This window comes from Gemella morbillorum (assembly GCF_900476045.1).
GTDB lineage: Bacteria > Bacillota > Bacilli > Staphylococcales > Gemellaceae > Gemella > Gemella morbillorum.
Genome location: NZ_LS483440.1, coordinates 1,091,063 through 1,114,691, shown reverse-complemented (window position 1 = coordinate 1,114,691; position 23,629 = coordinate 1,091,063). Strand labels below are relative to the sequence as shown.

Genomic DNA, 23,629 nt, shown 5'->3' with positions numbered 1-23,629 from the left:
TAGAGGGGTTATGCATTTAACAAAAAGTACTGAACAAGCGATTTGTATTATGGTAATGTTGTATCTTCAAGATAGACATGTATTTCTTAATTCAAAAGAAATTAGCCAACGCCTTAATATATCTCCTACATATTTAAAAAAAATCATGAGAAAGTTAGTTCTTCATGATTTAGTAAAAGCCAATACAGGTGTAGGAGGAGGATATAAATATAAAGCTAACAAAAAAGTTACTTTATATGATATTTATGTGGCACTGAATGGTGAAGTAGAAATTTTTGTTTTAAAAACTGACTATGTTTCTAAAATATTTGAAGGTGCATTAGCTGTTGATAAGAGGTATAAAAAATATCTTAATAAAGTTAATTCAATTAATCAATCAATAAAAAAATCATTAGAAGAAATTACAATAGATAATTTAGTGGAAGATATTTTAGATGAAAATTCAAGAATCCGTCTAGATTGGAATAATTGGGAAGAAGAGTTTGAAAGAGTTAATGTCTTCTTTAAAGGATAAAAAAAGAATGGTATTATACCATTCTTTTTTTATCCTTTAATTTATAGTGCAGAAGAAAAGTCTTCTATAAATTTATCGATGTTTTCAAAATCTTCATCAGTATCGGCTTCTATTTCAATTTTTAAGTTTTGAGTAGGGTTAGTAGCACCAGTCTGAGCAATTTGCTCGTTGAATTGATCTACACAAACACAATATTGTTCGTATACAGTATCCCCAGTACCGATAACACCGTAAATTTTGCCACTAAAATCTTTTTCGCTAAGTGCTTCAAAAAATTCTTCCATTTCTTCTGGGAGTTCACCCTCACCATAAGTATAGGTAGCAACGATAAATGCATCAGCATCATCTAAAAAATCAAAATCTACCATATCTTCGATGAATAATTTTTCAATTTCTATACCTTTTTCTGCTTCAAATTTTTCTATTATTAAGTCTGATAACATTTCTGTATTACCAGTTAAGCTAGCATATACTAATTTTATGTTCACCAATATCACTCCGATTCTAATTAAAATTTATTATCAACTAATTAGTATTATAACCTATATAAACAAAATAGTAAATATAAGATAAGAAAGTTTTTTATCTTCAAGCATATAAGTTGAAAAGTTATTTTATTAGTGGTTTAATATTATACATCTTTTATTTATGGAGGTATACTATGGAAAATGAATTTATTCGTTTCCACTCTATCTGTAGTTGTTGTGAGAATTAATTAATAAATTACACAACAAAATTATAGAAAGGTGAATTAGGAAATCTAATTCATTATGAGGTACAATAGAATGGGAAATAAGTTTACATTTTTTGAAAAATTTATTATGATTTCTACAAAGGAGACATTATTATTCTTAGTATTGCTTTTTACGTTATTTTATTTAATGTATTATCTATCTAAAAGACGTGTTAGTTCGGCAAAAAGAACGTTATTAGCAACTGCTATAGGATTAGTACTTGGAATTGTAATTCAAGCATATTCTGGATTTAGTGATGATCCAACGAAAATAAAATATGTTGTAGAAATTACAAAATGGTATTCGCTATTCGGAAATGGATTTATTGATTTAATTAAAATGTTAATTATTCCATTGGTTTTAGTGTCAATTATTAATGTTATTGTTAATATAAATGCTAATACAGATATAAAAAAATTAACACGTTTTACATTAATAATTACTCTAGGGATGGTAGCAATAAGTTCAACAGTTGGTTTTTTAGTAGGAACAGCATTTAAATTAGGAAGCAGTTCTATAATATTAGGTAGCGGTGAAAGTAAAATAAAAGAAGTAAAAGATGTAGTAACTATCTTACGTGAATTAATCCCGTCAAATCCTATTAAGGCTATGGTTGATTTTAATGTTATTGGTATTGTCATTTTCGCTATGTTTATAGGAATAGCTGCAAGGTATATTCAAAATAAAGATAAAGATAAAGTTAAATCTTTTGTTGGATACATAGCAAGTCTTCATGCTATAGTGTCCCGTATTACAGTTATGGTCATAAAGCTATTACCATATGCTGTAATTCCATTATTGGCAAATACAATTGCTCAACGTGGACTAAAATCTATTAAAGATGTATTACTGTTTATTATACTACTTTATTTAGCAGTAATTGTTCAATTTATAATTCAAGGATTATTTTTAGTATTTCATGGATTATCTCCAATTACATACTTTAGGAAAGCAAGTAAAGCATTAATACTAGCGTTTACGTCACGTTCAAGTGCAGGTACATTACCCCTAACTATCAATACTCTTACAAAAGAGTTAGGTGTCAATCAATCGACTGCAAGCTTTGTAGCTTCATTTTCTTCTACAGCAGGAATGCAAGGGTGTGCTGGTATTTATCCAGCAATGCTAATAGTATTTTTAGCAAATGCTAATGGTATAGCTATTGATGCTACATTATTTGTTATGTCAATTATAGTTGTGACTCTTGGTTCAGTAGGAATAGCAGGTGTGCCAGGGACAGCAATTACGGCTGCATCAGTTTCAGTTAATGGAGTTGGATTTGGAGCGTTCTTTAATCAAATTAATCCAATTTTAGCAATAGATCCAATTTTAGATATGGGACGTACTTGTTTAAATGTAAGTGGTGGGATGACGAATTCTATTATGGTTGATAAACATCTTAAATTATTTAATAAAGAAGAATTTGATAAATTTGAAAATAAAAAGTAGAGAAATGCAGAATCGCAGTACAAATTTGTATTGCGATTTTTTATTTATAAATAATCTACAAAGTATATTATTCGTATTTTTTATATGGTTATGATAATATAATAAAGGTAAAAATTAGTAATGTATCAAAATTTTGGTCAAAGCATTATTTTGCAATTACGTTAAAATATATGGAGGTACTATGACTAAATTTTTAAAAGAATATGATGTTATTGTAATTGGGGGAGGTCATGCTGGGATTGAGGCTGCGCACGCAGCGAGCAGAAAAGGTGTAAAAACTCTTATGATTACAATTAATTTGGATACAATTGGCTTTATGCCATGTAATCCAAGTGTGGGGGGGCCTGCCAAAGGAATAGTTGTTCGTGAAGTTGATGCGCTTGGTGGACTTATGGGACGTGTTGCGGATAAAACAAATATTCAAAGTAAGATGTTAAATACAGCAAAAGGTCCAGCTGTTCGTGCATTGAGAATGCAATCTGATAAAGTAGCTTACCAGACTGAAATGAAACGTATTTTAGAGGGAACACCCAACTTAGATATTGAACAAGCGATGGTTCGAGAGTTAATAATAGAAAATAATAAAGTAGTTGGACTGAAAACTATGCTAGGTACAGCTTATAAAGCTAAGGTAATTATTATTACTACAGGTACTTATCTGCGTGGTGAAATAGTTATCGGCGATGTAAAGTATTCATCAGGTCCGAATCATCAAATGCCATCAATTGATTTAGCAAAACAATTAGAAGAATTAGGGTTTGATTTAGTAAGATTCAAAACAGGAACACCTCCGCGTGTTAATGCGGACAGTGTAGATTTTTCACAAACTGCAATTCAACCTGGTGATAATGAGAAGTATGCATTTAGTTATGAAACTACGGAATATGTTGAAGACCAAATTCCATGTTGGTTAACTTATACAAATACAACTACCCACGAGATAATAGATAGAAATCTTGGGCGTTCAGCTATGTACTCAGGAGTAATAAAAGGAACAGGACCAAGATATTGTCCAAGTATAGAAGATAAATACGTGAGATTTAATGATAAAGAGAGACATCAATTATTTTTAGAACCTGAAGGGCGCAATACAAAAGAGATATATATTCAAGGATTGTCAACATCGTTACCTGATGATGTTCAACATGATATGGTAAGAAGTATAGCTGGATTAGAAAATGCAGTAATTATTAGAAATGGATATGCCATAGAATATGATGCAGTAAACCCTATGACATTATGGCCGACTCTAGAAACAAAATTAATAGATGGATTATTCACTGCTGGTCAAATTAATGGAACAAGTGGATATGAAGAGGCGGCTGGTCAAGGAATTATGGCGGGGATTAACGCAGCGTGTAAAATTTTAGGTGAAGAACCTATGATTTTAGGACGTGATGAAGCTTATATTGGTGTCTTGATAGATGACTTAGTAACTAAAGGAACAAATGAACCATATAGATTATTGACATCGCGTGCGGAACATAGATTATTACTACGTCACGATAATGCTGATATGCGTTTAACAGAAAAAGCATATAATTATGGATTAGTAACTGAAGAAAGATATAGAAAATTCAGTGAAAAACGTCAAGCAGTGGCTGATGAAATAGAAAGATTAAAAACATTTAGAATAACACCAACTGCAAATACATTAGAAAAACTAGTGGAATTAAATAGTGCAGAAATAAGAGACGGAATACTTGCAATTGATATGTTAAGACGTCCAGAATTGAGCCATAAAAATGTTATGTATTTAGCAGATGATTCTACAATATTGCCTAAAGATATTGTTGAACAAGTAGAAATAGAAGTTAAATATGAAGGATATATAAAAAAATCTTTACAACAAGTTGAAAAACTTAAAAAAATGAATGCGATGAAAATTCCAAGTGATTTAGATTATGATGAGGTACCGAGTTTGGCAATAGAAGCTCGTGAAAAACTTAAAAAAGTTTTACCGTTAACAATAGGTCAAGCGTCTCGTATTTCTGGAGTTAATCCAGCGGATATTTCTATTCTATTAGTTTTCTTAGAACAAAGAAGAGGGATGAATAATGAATAAGGAACAATTCTATAAAAAAGTTGAGGAAAAAACAAATATAGTTCTTAGTGATATTCAAAAGAAGCAGTATGAGAAGTATTTTGAATTAGTGGTAGAATGGAATCAAAAAATTAATTTAACTGCGATAACTGAAGAAGAGGAATTTTATACTAAACATTTTTATGATTCTATTTCACTCTCGTTTTATAGAGATTACAGTAAAGTAAGTAATATTTGTGATGTAGGAAGCGGAGCAGGATTTCCCTCGATTCCTCTTAAAATATTATATCCACATTTAGAAGTAACAATAGTTGATTCGTTAAATAAGCGTATTAAATTTTTAAATCTACTTCAAGAGGAATTGGGATTGACAAATTGCAACTTTATACATGCACGTGCAGAAGAAGTTGGTCAAGATAAAAATTTTAGAGAGAGTTTTGAGATAGTAACAGCTAGGGCAGTTGCTCGTTTAAATGTTTTAGTTGAACTATGCCTACCATTAGTAAAAAAAGGTGGTTATTTCTTGAGTTTAAAAGCACAAAAAGCTGAAGAAGAAACGAATGAAGCAATAAATGCAATAAAACTATTAGGTGGAAAGTTAGAACAAGATATAGAATTTGACTTAGAAGGAGAAGAACGCCATATACTGGAAATAAGAAAAACAAAAGAAACACCGAACAAATATCCAAGAAAAGCAGGATTACCTAATAAAAAACCATTACTATAAAGAAAGTAGCTTATTGAAATTTCAATAAGCTATTTTTTAATAAAGTTAGCTTTCTGTGAATTAATCTAAAATAAAAAGAAAAATTATAGAAATTTTCAAAAAATTCTTTACTTTTTTTTGATTTTATATTATTATAGTATAATAATATAAAAGGAGGATGTATATGACGAAAAAAACAAAGGATTTTCTTAATATAATTTTGAATGGTACAGCACTAGGTGTAGTAGCTGGTTTAATTCCAAACGCAGTATTGAGTACGTTATTTAAATACTTAGGAACATTATTTGCCCCTAGCTTATTTGCTACATTATCACAAGCAATGTATTTATTACAATTTTCTATTCCTGTATTAGTTGGAGTTATTGTAGGGCAATTTTTAAAATTTAAACCGCTAGAATCATCTGTACTAGGAGCAACAGTTTTAGCGGGAAGTGGTTCATTGACTTATAATGCTGCTAATAAAGCTTGGACAGGTGTACCGATGGGGGATTTATTCAATGTAATGCTAGTAGCTATTATAGGGGCATTACTTATTTTGTTGGTAAAAGATAAATTTGGTGCAGTAACAATTATATTTCTTCCAATAATTGGTGGATTAGTAGCAGCTTTTGGTTTAGTGACATTACCTTATATGAAAGGTCTAACTAAATTATTAGCAACAATTATATTTGAGTTTACTACGTTACAACCAATCTTAATGTGTATGTTGATAACTATGGCTTTTGCATGTCTAATTGTAACACCTGTATCAACAGTAGCAATGGGTATAATTTTATTTACAAATGAAAATTATATAGGTGCTGGAGCAGCAACATTAGGATTAGTTTCCGCAGCAGCCGTATTAGCAATAGGAACATTTAGAGCAAATAGTAGAGGAGCCACGGCAGCGATTATTTTAGGAGCTATTAAATTAATGATGCCAAACTGTGCCAGAAAACCTCAATTATTTTTAACTATTTTAACTACCGCTGCAATAACTGGAATTTCTGGTTATTTCTTAAATATTGTAGGAACGCATGAAAGTGCAGGTTTTGGTATTATCGGATTAATTGGGCCACTAAAGTCGTATGAGATGACTCACGGAGGTTTATTACAAATTGTTTTAGCATTTTTTGTAATTCCTTTTGGAGTGGCATTCTTAGCTGATAGATTCTATTGTAATGTTTTAAAATTATATACAGTAGATGCATACAAACCAGAAAACTTATAAGAAGATTCGACGAAAGTCGCTTCTTCTTTTTTTTAAGGCCGTAACGCGTTGACAAAGTTTTAGGATAATTATAAAATTAGGGTATAAGAAAAATATCACTAGTTTATAAAACATGGAAAGTTATTTAATAATAAATTTTAAAAAAAGATATGAAAGATTAGTGGTAATTTTATATTTAAAAATAAAGATATTAAGGAGAAAATTTATGAGAGTTTTATTTGCAGGTGCAGGAGCACTAGGATCAAGATTTGGATATATGTTATTTAAGAATGGAGAAGACGTAACGTTTGTTGATTCATGGAAGGAACACGTGGAAAACATTACGAAAAATGGCCTAAAGGTTATTATTGATGACAAAGATCTTGGTAATTATTATATTCCAACATACTATCCTGAAGATGTTTCAGGAAAGTATGATGTAATTTTTATAGCAACAAAATCAATGCAATTAAGAAGTATGCTAGAGAAAGTAAAACATCTAATTCATGAAGATACAAAAGTTATTTGTATTCTAAATGGTTTAGGTCATGTTGACACGTTAAAAGATTTTGTAGAAGAAAAGAATATATTAATTGGTGTCACTGTATGGACGAGTGGTTTAGGTGGACCAGGAGTTTTAAAGGCTTATGGTTCGGGAAAAACTGAAATTAAACAAGTAAAAGAAGATAATTTAGACGAAACTCTAAAGCTTATTGAACGTTTAAATCAAGCGGGACTTAATATGAATTATTCAGATAATACATATCAATCGATATGGCACAAAGCAGGGTTGAATTGTGTTTTAAATACTTATTGTACATTGATAGATTGTAATATAAATCAATATGGAAGTTATGAAAAGCACTTAGATTTGACTCGTGCTATTCTGAATGAAGTAACAGCGGTTGGTCACGCTGAAGGTATTGATGTTAAGCAAGAAATAATTGAGAAAAATATAGAAAATTGTTTTGATCCGAAAACTGCAGGATTGCATTATCCATCATTATATCAAGATATGAAAAATGGTAGATTGACAGAAATAGATTACTTAAATGGAGAAATCTCTCGTTTAGGTAAAATTCACAACATTCCTACCCCAGTATGCGATGTTATTACATTGATGATACATTCAAAAGAGTCAGTAAATGGCAATAAATAATTAGAAATAATAGTGAGAGACCTCGATAAAATAAGGGACAACCAAAGGCTCTTGTTTTAGAAATATCAATGTTTTACTTGTATTTTTTTTATAAAAAAGGTATAATAATTCGTATGTTCATTTTGTCTATTTTAAATAGGAGGAAAAAGATATGGCATTAGAAATTAATAATGATCTAGGACATGTTTCTATTAGTGATGATGTGATTGCATCAGTTGCTGGAGGTACAGCGGTAAGTTGTTACGGAATTATAGGAATGGCTAGTAAAAATCAAGTTAAAGATGGAATTACAGAAATATTAGGTAAAGAAAATTATTCTAAAGGAATAAAAGTAAAAAAAGACGAAGGTAAATTAATAATTGATTTATATATTATAGTTATGTATGGAACAAAAATTTCAGAAATTGCTAATAATGTTCAATCTTCAGTAAAATACCAAATTGAAAAAACATTAGGTGTTAAAGTGGATGAGGTTAATATCTTTATTCAAGGCATCAAGGTTAACAAATAGGAGGAAAGATAGTGGAAAAGATAAATGGCCTTGTTTTAGCTAAAATGATAGACTTAGGTGCTAGAAATTTAGCTAAAAATGCAGAAAAAATAAATTCATTAAATGTATTCCCTGTTCCAGATGGAGACACAGGAACAAACATGAACCTATCTATGTCTTCAGGAGCTAAAGAAACAGCAGCTAATACTGTTGAAAATATTGGAGAACTAGGAAAATCATTCTCTAAAGGGTTGTTAATGGGTGCTCGTGGTAATTCAGGAGTTATTCTTTCTCAATTATTTAGAGGGATGTCACAATACATTGTTGACAAGAAAGAAATTGATTCTAAAGAATTTGCTGCCGCAATTCAAAATGGTGTAAACATAGCGTATAAAGCTATAATTAAGCCAGTTGAAGGTACTATTTTAACAGTAGCTCGTGAAGCAGCAGAAGCAGGAGTTAAAAAAGCTGAAAGTACAACATCTGTTATTGAAGTAATGGAAGCTATCTATGCGGAAGCACAAGAATCACTTAAAAGAACACCAGACCTATTACCTATTTTGAAAGAAGTAGGTGTTGTCGACTCAGGAGGACAAGGACTTGTTTGTGTATATCAAGGCTTTGTTGCTGCTCTTAAAGGAGAAGAAATCGACGGTTTAGATGCAGTTGAAACAAATATAGTTGATATGCAATTTGAAGATGATCATGACATGGACTTCATGAGTCCAGAAGATATAGTTTATGGTTTCTGTACAGAATTTACTGTTCGTCTTGATAAAGATAAAAAAGAATTTGATGAAGATCAGTTCCGTAAAGATATGAGTGAGTTTGGAGATTCGTTACTTGTTATTTCAGATAGTGAGTATGTAAAAATTCACGTTCACACTGAGACTCCAGGAGAGGTGTTTAATTATGGACAACAATATGGGGAGCTTATAAAAATTAAATCAGATAATATGCGTGAGCAACATAGAGAAGTTTTAAGAAAACAAGAATCTAAACAAGCAACTACTTCAAAAGAAGTTAAAGAGCAAGCTATGATTTCTATTTCAATGGGAAGTGGATTAAGTAAAGTTTTAACTTCAATGGGCGTTGATTATGTAGTTGAAGGTGGTCAAACTATGAATCCTTCAACAGAAGACATTATGAAAGCTATAAAAGAAGTAAATGCTAAAAATATCTATATTTTCCCTAATAATAAGAATATTCAACTTGCAGCTAAACAAGCAGCAGAGTTAGCAGAAGAAAATGTTTATGTTGTGGAAAGCAAGACAGCTCCTCAAGGATTGGCTGCAGTAATGGTATTTAATCCTAATGTTAGTCCAGAAGAAAACTTTGCAAACATGCAAGAAGTATTAGGGACAGTTAGTACTTTAGAAGTAACTCATGCTGTTCGTGATACGCATATTGAAGGTGTTGAGATTAAAAAAGATGAATTTATGGGGATTCGTGATGGGAAAATTGTAGTTTCTAATTTATCACTTAACACTGTATTAGAAGAATTATTAGAGAAATCTATCGATGAAGACAAAGAAATCGTAACTATTTACCTAGGTGAAGAAAGTACAGATGAATATACGGATTTCTTAGAAAAATTAATCGAAGATAAATATCCTGATGTAGAAGTTGAGCTTGTAGAATCAGGGCAACCAGTATATCCATACATCATAGGATTAGAATAAAAAATTATTTTTTGTTAACAAAGTAGCATTAATCTTATTCAGATTAATGCTACTTTAAAGTTAATCACTTACAATTGTATAATATAATTATGAAAGGAGGATGTTATGGTAGATATATTAATTGTATTACTTCTTTTTGCAGGAGTCTATCTAGGTTATAAACGAGGACTTATAATGCAACTTTTTTATTTAGGAACAATTATAATAGGCTATCTTGTTTCTATGTTGTTCAGTTCCCGTTTAGCTTATTTATTTACAGGATTAATTCCAATACCTGATAATGTGTCAGAAGGATTAAACGGGATTTACCAAAATCTTAATATTCCTACAGCTTATTATAGAGTTATTTCGTTTATTGTGATATTTATTGTGATTCGATTGATAATTCAAGTTTTAGCTTCTATTTTTGGATTAATAAGAAAATTACCTTTAATAAAGACAACGGATAGATTTTTAGGTGCTATTTTAGGTTTTGTAGAAATTTATTTGATAATCTTTCTAATTCTTTATGTTGGAACAATTTTACCAACATCAGAATGGAAAACAACAATTTTTACTAATTCAACACTTCCAGAGTATATTTTAGAAAACACACCAATATTGTCAAAACAGCTAATAAGCTTATTCTTCGATAGATAGAATATTAATAGAGTAATAGTTAAATTATTTAAATTATTACTCTATTTTTCTGTTTAATAAAATTGTTAAAAGAATATATTTAGTGTATAATAGTTTTTGTTGAATATAAGAAAATATTATGTTTGAAGGGGTGAAAATTAATTGGATAAGATAATTCGAAAAAAATTGAATTTAGATTTAGTCTTAAAAGATGTAGAAAAATATTGTTATTCAGAAATATCTTATGAAAAAATAAAAAATCTTGAATATATAAGTGATTTTGATAAGTTACTAGAAGTCCATAGAGAAAATGAAGAAGCATATGAATTGCTAAGAAAATACCCAAATGAATTTCGTTTGAAAATTTACAATTATGAAGCGAGCGTTAAAAAAGCTAAAATAGATAGTATTCTTTCAGAAAAAGATTTATTTTACATTTTAAGGAATATTATCGTTTATGATAGATTTACAAAGCGTTTTGAAGGAATAAAAATTCAAGAAAATAAATCTTATAGAAGTTTAGATAAGTATATAGAAAAATTAGATAACTTTGAAGATTTAGAGAAATACTTAGATAGAATAATTGATGAAGACGGCTATATTAGACCAGATGCATCATTAGAATTGAAAAATATAAAAGCAAATATTGCCAAATTAAAAACTAAAAGTGACCAAGTATTAAAAAATATAATAAGAGCAAATGTGAAAAAATTAACAGAGGCTATTGTTACTAAGCGTAATGATCGTGATGTAATTTTAGTTAAACCAGAACATAAGAATGATTTTGGAGGAATAATCCATGATGAATCTGCTTCTGGAAATACATTTTACGTAGAACCGAAAGAAAATGTAGAAATAAATAATGAAATAGGTGTCTTAAGAAGAAAAGAAAAAGAAGAAATATTAAGAATTTTGAAAGATGCCTCGGAAGTTATAAAAATAAAAGCAAATGAATTGTTAAATTCATTATGGAATTTTTCTCAAGTAGAATTTATTTTTTCAAAAATGAATTTCTGTAGTCAAAAGGGATTTAATAAGCAAAATATTGTTCATAAACAAGAAATTAATTTAAAAAAAGCATATAATCCATTGATAGATAAGGACGTTGTTGTGAAAAATGATATTACTTTAGATAATTTTGGGAACTCACTTATTATTACTGGACCTAATACCGGTGGGAAAACTGTAATATTAAAAACGGTAGGATTATGTGTCTATCTGTCTCACTTAGGATTTTATATTCCCGCTTTAGAGGAGTCTACAGTTGGGTTCTTTGTAAAAGTCTTTGTTGATTTAGGAGATGAACAGTCTATAGAAAATAATTTATCTACATTTTCTTCGCATATGACAAATATCATTAATATATTAGAAGAAACAAATGAGAAAAGTTTAATTCTTTTAGACGAATTGTGCTCAGGAACTGACCCAAGTGAAGGAGCGGTCTTATCGATAGCTCTTCTTGATAAATTTAAAGAACTAAATGCTACAATGTTATGTACAACTCACTATCCAGAGATTAAAAATTATTGTTTTGAATCGGAATATTATAAAAATTCTTCTATGGAATTTGATTTTGAAAAATTAAAACCTACATACAGATTTATAATAGGTTTGCCTGGAAAATCAAATGCGATAAATATTTCGGCAAAGTTAGGGTTAGATAGTTCAATTATAGCTGAAGCAAGTGCATTGCAAGAAGAAAATGAAAAAGAAAATAATTTATTTATCGATAAACTTTCTGAAAGTATAAGAGAATACGATTTTAAATTGGAATATATAAATCGAGTTGTTGATGAAATAAATGAAGTGAAAGCAACTTTAGAAAACAATCTTATAAAATATAATGAATATAAAGATAGTTTATATAATGAGCTAAGTTTAGAGTTGAATAGAGAGATTGATGCTAAAAAAGAAGAAATTTTAGATTTGTATCGTGATTTTAAAGATAGTTCAGCTCTAAAACAACATGAGGTAAATGAAATTCTTCATAATATTGATAATAGAAAAAACAAAATTAATTTAACGAAAAAATTAGAGGATCAACTTAAATTTAATGATACTGAAATTAAAGTTGGGGACGATGTATTGGTTCTTAGTTATAATCAGCGTGCAACTGTCCTAGAAACATCAGGGGATAATCTGCAAATTAAAATGGGGGCTATGAAACTTAGTATTAAGAAAAAAGAAGTTAGAAAAATTGATAGTGAACCAGAAACAACTCAACGATATATTAGTACTAGTAAAGTAAGTAGTAAAAAGGTTGGTATTGATATTAATGTTATCGGTTTAAATACTGAAGAAGCGATAAGAGTTATTGAGGATTATATGGACAAGGTTATCTTACAAGGGTATGATACTTTCACTATAATTCATGGTCTAGGCTCAGGAATACTTAGAAAAAATATCGCTGAGTACTTGAAGAATAATCGTTATGTCAAGAGTTTTAGAAGTGGTGGCCAAAATGAAGGTGGAATGGGAGCTACAGTAGTAGAGATGAAATAATAAAAAGATTGAATTACTATTTTATGATTTTGGTAATTCAATCTTTTGTATTTTTATAGAAGATATTATTAATAAACAATGTTGTTTAAAAGAATAAAAGACAAATGTTAAGAAAAAAGAAGAAACCACCTTGACAAAGGGAAAAGTAGATGATAGAATAGAAAAAGTCTTGAAGAAAGACGAAGTCATTTTAAAATAAGTTAAAAAAAGTTTAAAAAAACTATTGACAAAAAAAAATAAAAATGATAAGATATAAAAGTTGCTAACGCAACAAACTTGAACATTGAAAACTAAACGAATTAAGTCAACGTTAATTCCAAAAAGGACAGTTTTGAAAAGAAACTATAAAACTTTTTAAAGAGCTAATCAAGCTAAACAATTATTTGGAGAGTTTGATCCTGGCTCAGGACGAACGCTGGCGGCGTGCCTAATACATGCAAGTCGAGCGAAGTTTTTCTGGTGCTTGCACTAGAAAAACTTAGCGGCGAACGGGTGAGTAACACGTAAAGAACCTGCCTCATAGACTGGGACAACTATTGGAAACGATAGCTAATACCGGATAACAGTATTTCTCGCATGAGAGATATTTAAAAGTTGGTTATGCTAACACTATGAGATGGCTTTGCGGTGCATTAGCTAGTTGGTGGGGTAAAGGCCCACCAAGGCGACGATGCATAGCCGACCTGAGAGGGTGATCGGCCACACTGGGACTGAGACACGGCCCAGACTCCTACGGGAGGCAGCAGTAGGGAATCTTCCGCAATGGGCGAAAGCCTGACGGAGCAACGCCGCGTGAGTGAAGAAGGATTTCGGTTCGTAAAGCTCTGTTGTTAGGGAAGAATGGATATGTAGTAACTATACATGTAAGAGACGGTACCTAACCAGAAAGCCACGGCTAACTACGTGCCAGCAGCCGCGGTAATACGTAGGTGGCAAGCGTTGTCCGGAATTATTGGGCGTAAAGCGCGCGCAGGTGGTTTAATAAGTCTGATGTGAAAGCCCACGGCTCAACCGTGGAGGGTCATTGGAAACTGTTAAACTTGAGTGCAGGAGAGAAAAGTGGAATTCCTAGTGTAGCGGTGAAATGCGTAGAGATTAGGAGGAACACCAGTGGCGAAGGCGGCTTTTTGGCCTGTAACTGACACTGAGGCGCGAAAGCGTGGGGAGCAAACAGGATTAGATACCCTGGTAGTCCACGCCGTAAACGATGAGTGCTAAGTGTTGGTCTCATAAGAGATCAGTGCTGCAGCTAACGCATTAAGCACTCCGCCTGGGGAGTACGACCGCAAGGTTGAAACTCAAAGGAATTGACGGGGACCCGCACAAGCGGTGGAGCATGTGGTTTAATTCGAAGCAACGCGAAGAACCTTACCAAGTCTTGACATACTGTGAGGACACAAGAGATTGTGTTGTTCTGACCTTTGGTTAGACACAGATACAGGTGGTGCATGGTTGTCGTCAGCTCGTGTCGTGAGATGTTGGGTTAAGTCCCGCAACGAGCGCAACCCTTATATCTAGTTGCCAGCAGTAAGATGGGGACTCTAGATAGACTGCCAGTGATAAACTGGAGGAAGGTGGGGATGACGTCAAATCATCATGCCCCTTATGACTTGGGCTACACACGTGCTACAATGGATAGGAACAAAGAGAAGCGAGCTCGCGAGAGTCAGCCAACCTCATAAAACTATTCTCAGTTCGGATTGTAGTCTGCAACTCGACTACATGAAGCTGGAATCGCTAGTAATCGCGAATCAGAATGTCGCGGTGAATACGTTCCCGGGTCTTGTACACACCGCCCGTCACACCACGAGAGTTTGTAACACCCGAAGACGGTGGCCTAACCTTTAAGGAGGGAGCCGGTCACGGTGGGACAGATGATTGGGGTGAAGTCGTAACAAGGTAGCCGTATCGGAAGGTGCGGCTGGATCACCTCCTTTCTAAGGATAAGGAATACGTTGGCAATTCGTTTAGTTTTGAGTGTTCAAGGAATACTCAAGCACAATGAAAACTGAATATATATATTAGATCAAAGATAATTTTCTATAAGTAAAGAAACAGATTTACAAAACCGAGAAAAAAGTAAGTAAGTTGAAAAACTTATTCACAAGAGTTCAAGGAAGAAGAACGAAGCGTAAAAGCTACACACGATTAAGTAGTAAAGGGCGCACGGAGGATGCCTTGGCACTAGGAGCCGAAGAAGGACGTGACAAACGACGAAACGCTACGGGGAGCTGTAAGTAAGCAAAGATCCGTAGATATCCGAATGGGGGAACCCACCGCTTTTAAAAGGGCGGTACGCGAAAGCGAGGTAACGCAGGGAACTGAAACATCTAAGTACCTGCAGGAAGAGAAAGAAAAATCGATTTCCTAAGTAGCGGCGAGCGAAAGGGAAAGAGCCCAAACCAATGTGCATGCATATTGGGGTTGTAGGACTCTCAACAAAGCGTATGACGAAGTATAGTAGAACAATTTGGAAAGATAGACCATAGAAGGTAAAAGTCCTGTATACGAAATGCTAAGTTGGCGTGAGAGAGCACCTGAGTACGGCGGAACACGAGGAATTCCGTCGGAATCTACCAGGACCATCTGGTAAGGCTAAATACTACCTAGTGACCGATAGTGAACCAGTACCGTGAGGGAAAGGTGAAAAGAACCCCGGGAGGGGAGTGAAAGAGAACCTGAAACCGTGTGCTTACAAGTAGTCAGAGCCCTTTAGGGGGTGATGGCGTGCCTTTTGTAGAATGAACCGGCGAGTTACTTTATCATGCGAGGTTAAGTGGAAGACATGGAGCCGAAGCGAAAGCGAGTCTTAATAGGGCGAAATAGTATGATGGAGTAGACCCGAAACCAAGTGATCTACCCATGGCCAGGTTGAAGTTTAGGTAACACTGAATGGAGGACCGAACCAGGACACGTTGAAAAGTGTTTGGATGAGCTGTGGGTAGCGGAGAAATTCCAATCGAACTTGGAAATAGCTGGTTCTCTCCGAAATAGCTTTAGGGCTAGCCTCGTTGTGAGTTTACTGGAGGTAGAGCACTGTTTGGACTAGGGGCCCATCCCGGGTTACCGAATTCAGACAAACTCCGAATGCCAGATAAATATCAACGGGAGTCAGACTGCGGGTGATAAGGTTCGTAGTCGAAAGGGAAACAGCCCAGACCGCCAGCTAAGGTCCCAAATTGTATGTTAAGTGGAAAAGGATGTGATGATGCACAGACAACCAGGATGTTGGCTTAGAAGCAGCCACCATTTAAAGAGTGCGTAATAGCTCACTGGTCGAGTGACATCGCGCCGAAAATGTACCGGGGCTAAACATACAACCGAAGCTGCGGATATAACTAATGTTATATGGTAGGAGAGCGTTCTAACATCATAGAAGCTGAGCTGGAAGGCGAGGTGGAGAGGTTAGAAGTGAGAATGCCGGTGTGAGTAGCGAAAGATAGGTGAGAATCCTATCCACCGAAAGACTAAGGTTTCCAGAGGAAGGCTCGTCCGCTCTGGGTAAGTCGGGACCTAAGGTGAAGCCGATAGGTGAAGCCGATGGACAACAGGTAGAAATTCCTGTACCACCAAATATCGATTGAGAGAAGTGGGGACAGAGGAGGCTAATTGATCGTCCTGATGGAATAGGACGTCTAAGCACAAAGGTTGAGTAGTAGGCAAATCCGCTGCTCATAAGACTGAAGTGTGATGGGGAGCGAAATTAAAGTAGCGAAGTCAATGAAGCCAAACTCTCAAGAAAAGCCGCTATCGAGATAAGAGGTGCCCGTACCGCAAACCGACACAGGTAGTTGGGAAGAGAATTCTAAGGTGAGCGAGAGAACCATCGTTAAGGAACTCGGCAAAATGACCCCGTAACTTCGGGAGAAGGGGTGCCTACGAGAGTAGGCCGCAGTGAATAGGCCCAAGCGACTGTTTAACAAAAACACAGGTCTCTGCAAAACCGAAAGGTGAAGTATAGGGGCTGACGCCTGCCCGGTGCTGGAAGGTTAAGAGGAGTGCTTAGGAGAAATCCGAAGGTATGAATTGAAGCCCCAGTAAACGGCGGCCGTAACTATAACGGTCCTAAGGTAGCGAAATTCCTTGTCGGGTAAGTTCCGACCCGCACGAAAGGCGTAACGATTTGGGCACTGTCTCAACGATGGACTCGGTGAAATCATAGTACCTGTGAAGATGCAGGTTACCCGCGACAGGACGGAAAGACCCCATGGAGCTTTACTGTAGCTTGATATTGAATTTTGATGCAGTATGTACAGGATAGGTAGGAGCCTAAGAATCATGCACGCCAGTGTATGAGGAGGCGCTGTTGGGATACTACCCTTGCTGTATTGAAATTCTAACCCTCGGCAAAGACCGGGAGACAGTGTCAGGTGGGCAGTTTGACTGGGGCGGTCGCCTCCCAAAGAGTAACGGAGGCGTTCAAAGGTTCCCTCAGAATGGTTGGAAATCATTTGCAGAGTGTAAAGGCACAAGGGAGCTTGACTGTGAGACTTACAAGTCGAGCAGGTGCGAAAGCAGGACTTAGTGATCCGGTGGTTCCGCATGGAAGGGCCATCGCTCAACGGATAAAAGCTACCCTGGGGATAACAGGCTTATCTCCCCCAAGAGTCCACATCGACGGGGAGGTTTGGCACCTCGATGTCGGCTCATCGCATCCTGGGGCTGTAGTCGGTCCCAAGGGTTGGGCTGTTCGCCCATTAAAGCGGTACGCGAGCTGGGTTCAGAACGTCGTGAGACAGTTCGGTCCCTATCCGTCGTGGGCGTAGGAAATTTGAGAGGAGCTGTCCTTAGTACGAGAGGACCGGGATGGACGTATCAATGGTGTACCAGTTGTCACGCCAGTGGCATAGCTGGGTAGCTAAATACGGAAGGGATAAGAGCTGAAAGCATCTAAGCATGAAGCCCCCCTCGAGATGAGATTTCCCACGGATATTAAGACCCCTTGAAGACGACAAGGAGAATAGGTTAGGAGTGTAAGTGTGGTAACACATGTAGCTGACTAAAACTAATAGGTCGAGGACTTAATCAAGTGAAGTTCTGAAAAATTTGTTGACAAGAGAAGAAAAGATGATATAATATATGTATGAAGTTTTCGTCTGGTGGCGATAGCGAAGAGGACACACCTGTACCCATACCGAACACAGAAGTTAAGCTCTTTAGCGTCGAATGTAGTTGGGTTTACGCCCTGCAAGACTAGAACGTTGCCAGGCAACTGAGAGAACCTTCCTTTCGGAAGGTTCTTTTTTAATATAAATAACTTACTTTTATTTTGATTTTATTGCAGAAATGGAGTATTATAATAATATACTTTAGGAGGGTTAGGAATGTTTTATTTGGAAGATGAAAAAACGCTAGTTTTAACTGGTGAAAATAAAAAAGATATATTAAATGCATTAAGAAAAATTAACTATATTTCTAACGATAAAAACATTAAGGTTGCATATATTAAAATTTTAGCAAAAGTTTTAGAATTTAATAAGGCAATAGAAATGTATTATCATTCACAAAATCCATCTTTTAATGAAGTTTTCAAAGAAAGATTAGAGAGTTTAGATAATAGTCGTGAGGAATTTACGAGAGTAAAAGCAGAATTAAAAGGATCTTTTGATGATGAAAATTATGATAAAGATATTGAAGAAGAATTTAATGATATTTTATTAAGAATAGAAGGAAGAACTGCTATTCTATTTGAAGATGAAGAAGAATATAGATTTAACAATTACTTGATTACATTAATTAATGATAAGAAATTGGAAGAATTTATTTGGCTAAATACGTTATATAATATTTATAAAGAAGGTAAGAGTCTAAATTCTATAATAAAAGATTATTGTGAATTAAATGATATAGAGTTTGCTGATTTGTATAAAATTTATTTATTTGTTACAGACTATAACATTAATAAACTATTATTAAAGAATGAGTCAAAAATAATTAATAATGAGTATTTAGAGAACTTTGAATCATTCTTCAACTATATGTATGACTTAATTGATGATCTTAGAACATTTGTAGCTAAAAAAGATAAGAAAAATATTTTAAGTTTTTCTACTAAAATAGATAGTTATACTAATGTAACAACGCCGTCTAAAGAAGAGTTTTTGAGTAGTGTACATAAAGTATTTAATTTCTTGAGAACATTATATGAGAATGACAATGCTAAATTATTGTTAGATAATATTTATCCAATATTAGTAAAATCTTTTTTTGCACCACTGAGAAATGATGATAAAATAAAATATGATTATAATCCTGAATTTATCTTTGCTTTAGAATACACTCAAATTATTATAGAAGTAATGGATGAAAATAATGAAAGATAAAGTATTTCAAAAAGATTTTTACTGCGTATATAATGATTATAATGTTTCTCTAAGAACAACTGAATTAAACTTACTATACTTACCTTTAGTAGGCTCTGATGCAGTCAAGTTATACCAATTTTTGGGAAGCAAAATGATTGGAGATACAAATTTATCAAAGAATTATTTACATTATGATATTTTTGATAATTTAGCATTAGATGTTAATAAATTTATAATTGCTCGTAAAAAATTAGAAGCTATTGGTTTATTACAATCATTTTATATAAATAATTCATCAGGGAAACAGTACGTTTATAAAATAAAAGAAGCATTAAGCTTCTTTGAATTTTTTAACACACCTATTTTGTGTCAATTATTAGAAAATACTATAGGAAATAGTGAATATAATGAAATAAAAACTTATTATTCTTTTGATAAGGTTAGTTTTAACAATTTTGAAGAATTAACCGTTAAATTTTCAGATATTTATAACTTGGAGAATTTAGATAGCTATGAATCTGGTTTTACCAAAACAGACTTAGCTTCTGGTCCGAATTTTGATGAATATTTCTTTGATTTTTCAAAGCTAAATTATTATTTAGCTAATAGTTATTTATCAGAAGTAATTGAGAAGAGTAATATTAAAAATGATATTTTAGGATTAGCTCATCTATATAAAGTAGCACCTTCAGATATGGCAAAAGCAATAGAAAAAGTTGCTGATGTAAATGCTGGGGAGAGTACACTAAATGTAGAGAAGTTAAAAAATTATTTAACTCAGCTTTATGTAAATGTTAGAAAACAAGAAGTTCCAACTTTAGATAAGATGTTAAATAAAAAATTAGTAGAAGAGAAAGAACAACTTACAGAAGAAGATAAATTTATAAGAGAAGTAGACAATATAGATTATATAACCTATTTAAATAAGCAAAAAGGCTTAGTTTTATCTAATGTTGATGCAAGAAATATTACTGAGATTCAGGAAAAATATAACTTCCCAACAGGTGTTTTAAATATTTTGTTAGAGTATTCTATAAATACTAGTAATAGTTCAGGATTACCACATAAAAATTATATAGATAAAATTGCTAGTAATTGGCAAAGTCAACGATTATTAGGAGCAAAAGATGCTATCGAATTTGTTAGAAAATCACGTAATATGAGGACTGTTAGAAAAAATGTTGAAAAAACAGCATCAGTATGGAACTCAAATACTAATAGGAAAGTTTATAAGGCGCCTTTCCCAGAATATTTAAAACAACAGATGGAAAATATTTCTACAATAAAATCATCACAGAATCGTGTTGTTACTCAAGAAGACGAAGATGCGTATAATGAGATGATGAAAGAACTTACAAGGAAGAAGGACACATAATGAAAAAGTTATCTAGTGTTATGTCTATGAATACAGAGAATACTTATGAAAAATTTATATCTGAAAAAGTATTAAAAGATCTAGAAATTATAAAGTTTATTCAAGAAAATAATTTCACGCGTAAACATATAGAAGAGAATTTGGAAAAATTTTATCAATATTATATTTCAAAAGATTCCGACTTAAATATCGAACATAAACCTAAACTGATAATTGATGGAAAAAGAGTTAATATAGTATATTCGGAAACATATGAATATAAAAATAAAAAGCTAAGTCAGCAACTTAATAATAGAATCAAAACAGAATTTATACCTAAAAAAGTACTTACATATACATTTCAAAACTTATCAAAAAGTAAGGAAAAAGGGCGTCTTGCAACTGAAATAATAAAGACATGTAAAAATATTTTAGATGGTCAAGCTAAAAAAGGAGTATATATATATGGCCCAACAGGGATGGGGAAAACTTATTTAATGGGCTGTATTTATAATTACCTAAAAGAACAAGGGAAAGAGCCCACTATCTTATATTATCCGGAATTTATAAGAAAGATAAAAAGTAAAATAAGTTCTAATAATTATGATCAATATATAGATTTAGTTAGAGCGGATGAAATTTTAATCATAGATGATATAGGAGCTGAAAATATTACTGAATTCATTCGTGATGAAGTTTTAGGCCCGATTATAAATTATAGAGAGGCAGAAAATTTACCAACATTTTTCTCATCAAATTTAAGTCTAGATGACTTAGCTGAATTATTAGCTAACTCAAGAAATTCAGTTGATCAAACGAAATCCTTACGAATTATACAACGTATAAAATCTTTAAGCACTGTACACTTTTTGAATGGTGATAATGAGCGTGAATATAATAATTAAATATAGATAAAAAAATGTCGAATAACATATAGTTATTCGACATTTTTTATTTTTAAGAGGGAAAACTATTAAATTTAGAATATAATTATAAAGCCTTATTTAATAAGGTTTTATAATCACAAAAAGATATTTAAAAAAAAATAATAAAAAAAAAAACAATTATTTTTATCAAAATAGTGGAAAAAAGTGGGGAAATGTGGTAAATTATAGAAGTAAGGTGGTGAGGGTAGTGTTTATAGGTCAATACAATAATAAAATGGATGCTAAAGGAAGGCTTAGTATACCAATAAAATTCAGAGATGAATTAGGTGAAAAATTTATTATAACAAGAGGTCTGGACTCTTGTTTATTTGGCTATTCACTACAAGAGTGGCAAAAAGTGGAAAGTAAAATAAAATCACTACCTATTACTAAGAAAAATGCACGTACTTTCCAACGTTTTTTCTTTTCAGGGGCTACGGAAGTAGAGATAGATAAACAAGGAAGAATAAATATTCCTAATGCTTTAATAGAACATGCATTTTTAAATAAAGAGTGTGTAGTAAATGGTTTATCTAATAGAATAGAAATTTGGGATAAAGCTCACTGGGAAGATCTTCTTCTTGAAAGTGAGGCTAGTGTTGAGGAAATAGCAGAAGAATTAGAAGATTTTGACTTTTAGGATGGATGAGAAATGTTTAAACATTACAGTGTATTATTAAACGAAGCTGTTGCTGGATTAAATATAAAAGAAAATGGTGTATACGTAGATTGCACTTTAGGTGGAGCAGGGCATAGTTTAGAAATTTTAAAACAATTAACTGATGGAAAGCTATATGCTTTTGATCAAGACAGCGTTGCGTTAGAAAATGCAAAAGATAAATTAAAAGATTATGCAGATAAGGTTGTCTTTATAAAATCTAATTTTAAAAACTTGAGAGAAAAGTTACTAGAGCACGGTGTTACAGAAGTAGATGGAGTGCTTTATGACTTGGGAGTATCTTCTCCACAATTAGACACACCAGAAAGAGGTTTTAGTTATAATTATGATACAAGACTAGATATGCGTATGGACACAGATGCAAAAATAAGTGCATACGAAATTGTAAATGAATATGATTATAACGAATTGGTTAAAATATTTTATCGTTATGGTGAAGAAAAATTTTCTAAGCAAATAGCAAGAAATGTAGAAAAGAAACGTTTAGAAAAACCAATAGAAACAACTTTTGAATTAGTGGATATAATAAAAGAATCTATACCAGCAGCTAAAAGAAGAACAGGTGGACATCCTGCGAAAAGAGTTTTTCAAGCGATAAGAATAGCTGTAAATAATGAACTATCAGTTTTTGAAGATTCGTTAGAGCAAGCAATAGACATTGTAAAAAAAGATGGAAGAATATCGGTCATTACTTTTCATTCACTAGAAGATAGAATATGTAAACAAATATTTAATTCATATGCAAAAAGAAAAGAAACTCCTAAAAATCTTCCAATATTACCAGAAGAAAGTTTGGCTAAATTAAAAATTATAACAAGAAAACCAATTTATCCAACGGATAAAGAGTTAGAAGAAAATAATAGATCACGTAGTGCAAAATTACGTGTAGCAGAAGTACAAATGAAAGAGTAGGAAAAGGTTAATGGCAACATTAAAAGTATATAGCAATGAATATGGAGTAAGAAAAGTTCAGGAAAAGGTAAAATTTAATTTTTTAGAAAAAGCAGGATATGGTGTTTTTGTAGGAGTTATTTTACTTGCTAACGTAGTTATGTTAAACTATAAAGGAGAACTTTATTCATTAAGAAGCGCTCAGCAAAAAAATGATGTAATAATTTCGGAAAAACAAAAAGATAATAATGAGCAAAAGGTTATTATAAATGATTTGTCTTCGTATGAAAGAGTTAAAAAAATAGCTGAGACTATGGGTATGAAAACTCAAAAAGACAATATAAAGGTAGTGAGATAATTGAAAAA

The 23,629-nt window shown here is 32.7% G+C and carries 17 protein-coding genes and 3 rRNA genes; 19 read left to right on the top strand and 1 reads right to left on the bottom strand.

The annotated features are described in order from the left end of the window. Window positions 1–10 precede the first annotated feature (10 nt). Window positions 11–514 carry an RrF2 family transcriptional regulator gene (locus DQN46_RS05415; protein ID WP_111743269.1) on the top strand — a complete coding sequence of 168 codons (504 nt, stop codon included), beginning with the start codon at window positions 11–13 and terminating at the stop codon, window positions 512–514. 41 nt (window positions 515–555) lie between these two features. On the opposite strand, the gene DQN46_RS05410 is transcribed toward DQN46_RS05415, so the two are convergent. Then, on the bottom strand, window positions 556–1,002 hold the full coding sequence (locus DQN46_RS05410; RefSeq protein WP_111743268.1) for a flavodoxin: 447 nt from the start codon (window positions 1,000–1,002) through the stop codon (window positions 556–558). 297 nt (window positions 1,003–1,299) lie between these two features. Between DQN46_RS05410 and DQN46_RS05405 the strand changes: the two genes are divergently transcribed. The 18 genes from DQN46_RS05405 (at window position 1,300) to DQN46_RS05320 (ending at window position 23,621) form a co-directional block, all read left to right on the top strand. Beyond that, complete coding sequence (locus tag DQN46_RS05405) at window positions 1,300–2,697, top strand: cation:dicarboxylate symporter family transporter (RefSeq protein WP_004634271.1); 1,398 nt, start codon at window positions 1,300–1,302, stop codon at window positions 2,695–2,697. A gap of 181 nt (window positions 2,698–2,878) precedes the next feature. Next, a complete protein-coding gene (gene mnmG, locus DQN46_RS05400; RefSeq protein ID WP_111743267.1) occupies window positions 2,879–4,762 on the top strand; it encodes a tRNA uridine-5-carboxymethylaminomethyl(34) synthesis enzyme MnmG in 1,884 nt (627 codons plus the stop codon). After that, window positions 4,755–5,468, top strand: a complete 714-nt coding sequence (rsmG, locus tag DQN46_RS05395; RefSeq protein WP_004634277.1) for a 16S rRNA (guanine(527)-N(7))-methyltransferase RsmG — start codon at window positions 4,755–4,757, stop codon at window positions 5,466–5,468. The genes mnmG and rsmG overlap by 8 nt, the downstream gene beginning before the upstream one ends. Before the next feature lie 163 nt (window positions 5,469–5,631). Further along, window positions 5,632–6,678, top strand: a complete 1,047-nt coding sequence (locus DQN46_RS05390; protein WP_004634280.1) for a PTS sugar transporter subunit IIC — start codon at window positions 5,632–5,634, stop codon at window positions 6,676–6,678. 205 nt (window positions 6,679–6,883) lie between these two features. Next, complete coding sequence (locus DQN46_RS05385) at window positions 6,884–7,816, top strand: ketopantoate reductase family protein (RefSeq protein ID WP_004634282.1); 933 nt, start codon at window positions 6,884–6,886, stop codon at window positions 7,814–7,816. 151 nt (window positions 7,817–7,967) lie between these two features. Next, the gene (locus DQN46_RS05380; protein WP_004634284.1) at window positions 7,968–8,327 is read left to right on the top strand and encodes an Asp23/Gls24 family envelope stress response protein; all 360 of its coding nucleotides are present in this window, start codon (window positions 7,968–7,970) and stop codon (window positions 8,325–8,327) included. 8 nt (window positions 8,328–8,335) lie between these two features. Next, complete coding sequence (locus DQN46_RS05375) at window positions 8,336–9,988, top strand: DAK2 domain-containing protein (RefSeq protein ID WP_224207445.1); 1,653 nt, start codon at window positions 8,336–8,338, stop codon at window positions 9,986–9,988. 105 nt (window positions 9,989–10,093) lie between these two features. Beyond that, on the top strand, window positions 10,094–10,627 hold the full coding sequence (locus DQN46_RS05370) for a CvpA family protein (protein WP_004634288.1): 534 nt from the start codon (window positions 10,094–10,096) through the stop codon (window positions 10,625–10,627). 141 nt (window positions 10,628–10,768) lie between these two features. Beyond that, window positions 10,769–13,108 (top strand): endonuclease MutS2, encoded by a 2,340-nt coding sequence (locus tag DQN46_RS05365; protein ID WP_004634290.1) that lies wholly within the window; start codon window positions 10,769–10,771, stop codon window positions 13,106–13,108. Between the two features lie 380 nt (window positions 13,109–13,488). Next, window positions 13,489–15,045 (top strand): 16S ribosomal RNA (locus DQN46_RS05360). A gap of 209 nt (window positions 15,046–15,254) precedes the next feature. After that, window positions 15,255–18,137, top strand: a 23S ribosomal RNA gene (locus DQN46_RS05355). A 66-nt stretch (window positions 18,138–18,203) separates the two neighbouring features. Next, window positions 18,204–18,318, top strand: a 5S ribosomal RNA gene (rrf, locus tag DQN46_RS05350). Together the 16S, 23S and 5S rRNA genes form the textbook arrangement of a ribosomal RNA operon. Before the next feature lie 114 nt (window positions 18,319–18,432). Continuing rightward, window positions 18,433–19,431, top strand: coding sequence for a hypothetical protein (locus tag DQN46_RS05345; RefSeq protein WP_004631587.1), 999 nt, complete (start codon window positions 18,433–18,435; stop codon window positions 19,429–19,431). Further along, on the top strand, window positions 19,421–20,788 hold the full coding sequence (locus DQN46_RS05340) for a DnaD domain protein (RefSeq protein ID WP_111743738.1): 1,368 nt from the start codon (window positions 19,421–19,423) through the stop codon (window positions 20,786–20,788). The genes DQN46_RS05345 and DQN46_RS05340 overlap by 11 nt, the downstream gene beginning before the upstream one ends. After that, window positions 20,788–21,672 (top strand): primosomal protein DnaI, encoded by an 885-nt coding sequence (gene dnaI, locus DQN46_RS05335; RefSeq protein ID WP_111743265.1) that lies wholly within the window; start codon window positions 20,788–20,790, stop codon window positions 21,670–21,672. Before DQN46_RS05340 ends, dnaI begins: the two co-directional genes overlap by 1 nt. A gap of 229 nt (window positions 21,673–21,901) precedes the next feature. Then, on the top strand, window positions 21,902–22,333 hold the full coding sequence (mraZ, locus tag DQN46_RS05330) for a division/cell wall cluster transcriptional repressor MraZ (protein WP_004631592.1): 432 nt from the start codon (window positions 21,902–21,904) through the stop codon (window positions 22,331–22,333). A 12-nt stretch (window positions 22,334–22,345) separates the two neighbouring features. Continuing rightward, window positions 22,346–23,284 carry a 16S rRNA (cytosine(1402)-N(4))-methyltransferase RsmH gene (gene rsmH / locus DQN46_RS05325; protein ID WP_111743264.1) on the top strand — a complete coding sequence of 313 codons (939 nt, stop codon included), beginning with the start codon at window positions 22,346–22,348 and terminating at the stop codon, window positions 23,282–23,284. A gap of 10 nt (window positions 23,285–23,294) precedes the next feature. Next, window positions 23,295–23,621, top strand: a complete 327-nt coding sequence (locus tag DQN46_RS05320) for a hypothetical protein (RefSeq protein ID WP_004631594.1) — start codon at window positions 23,295–23,297, stop codon at window positions 23,619–23,621. The last annotated feature ends 8 nt before the right edge of the window (window positions 23,622–23,629 follow it).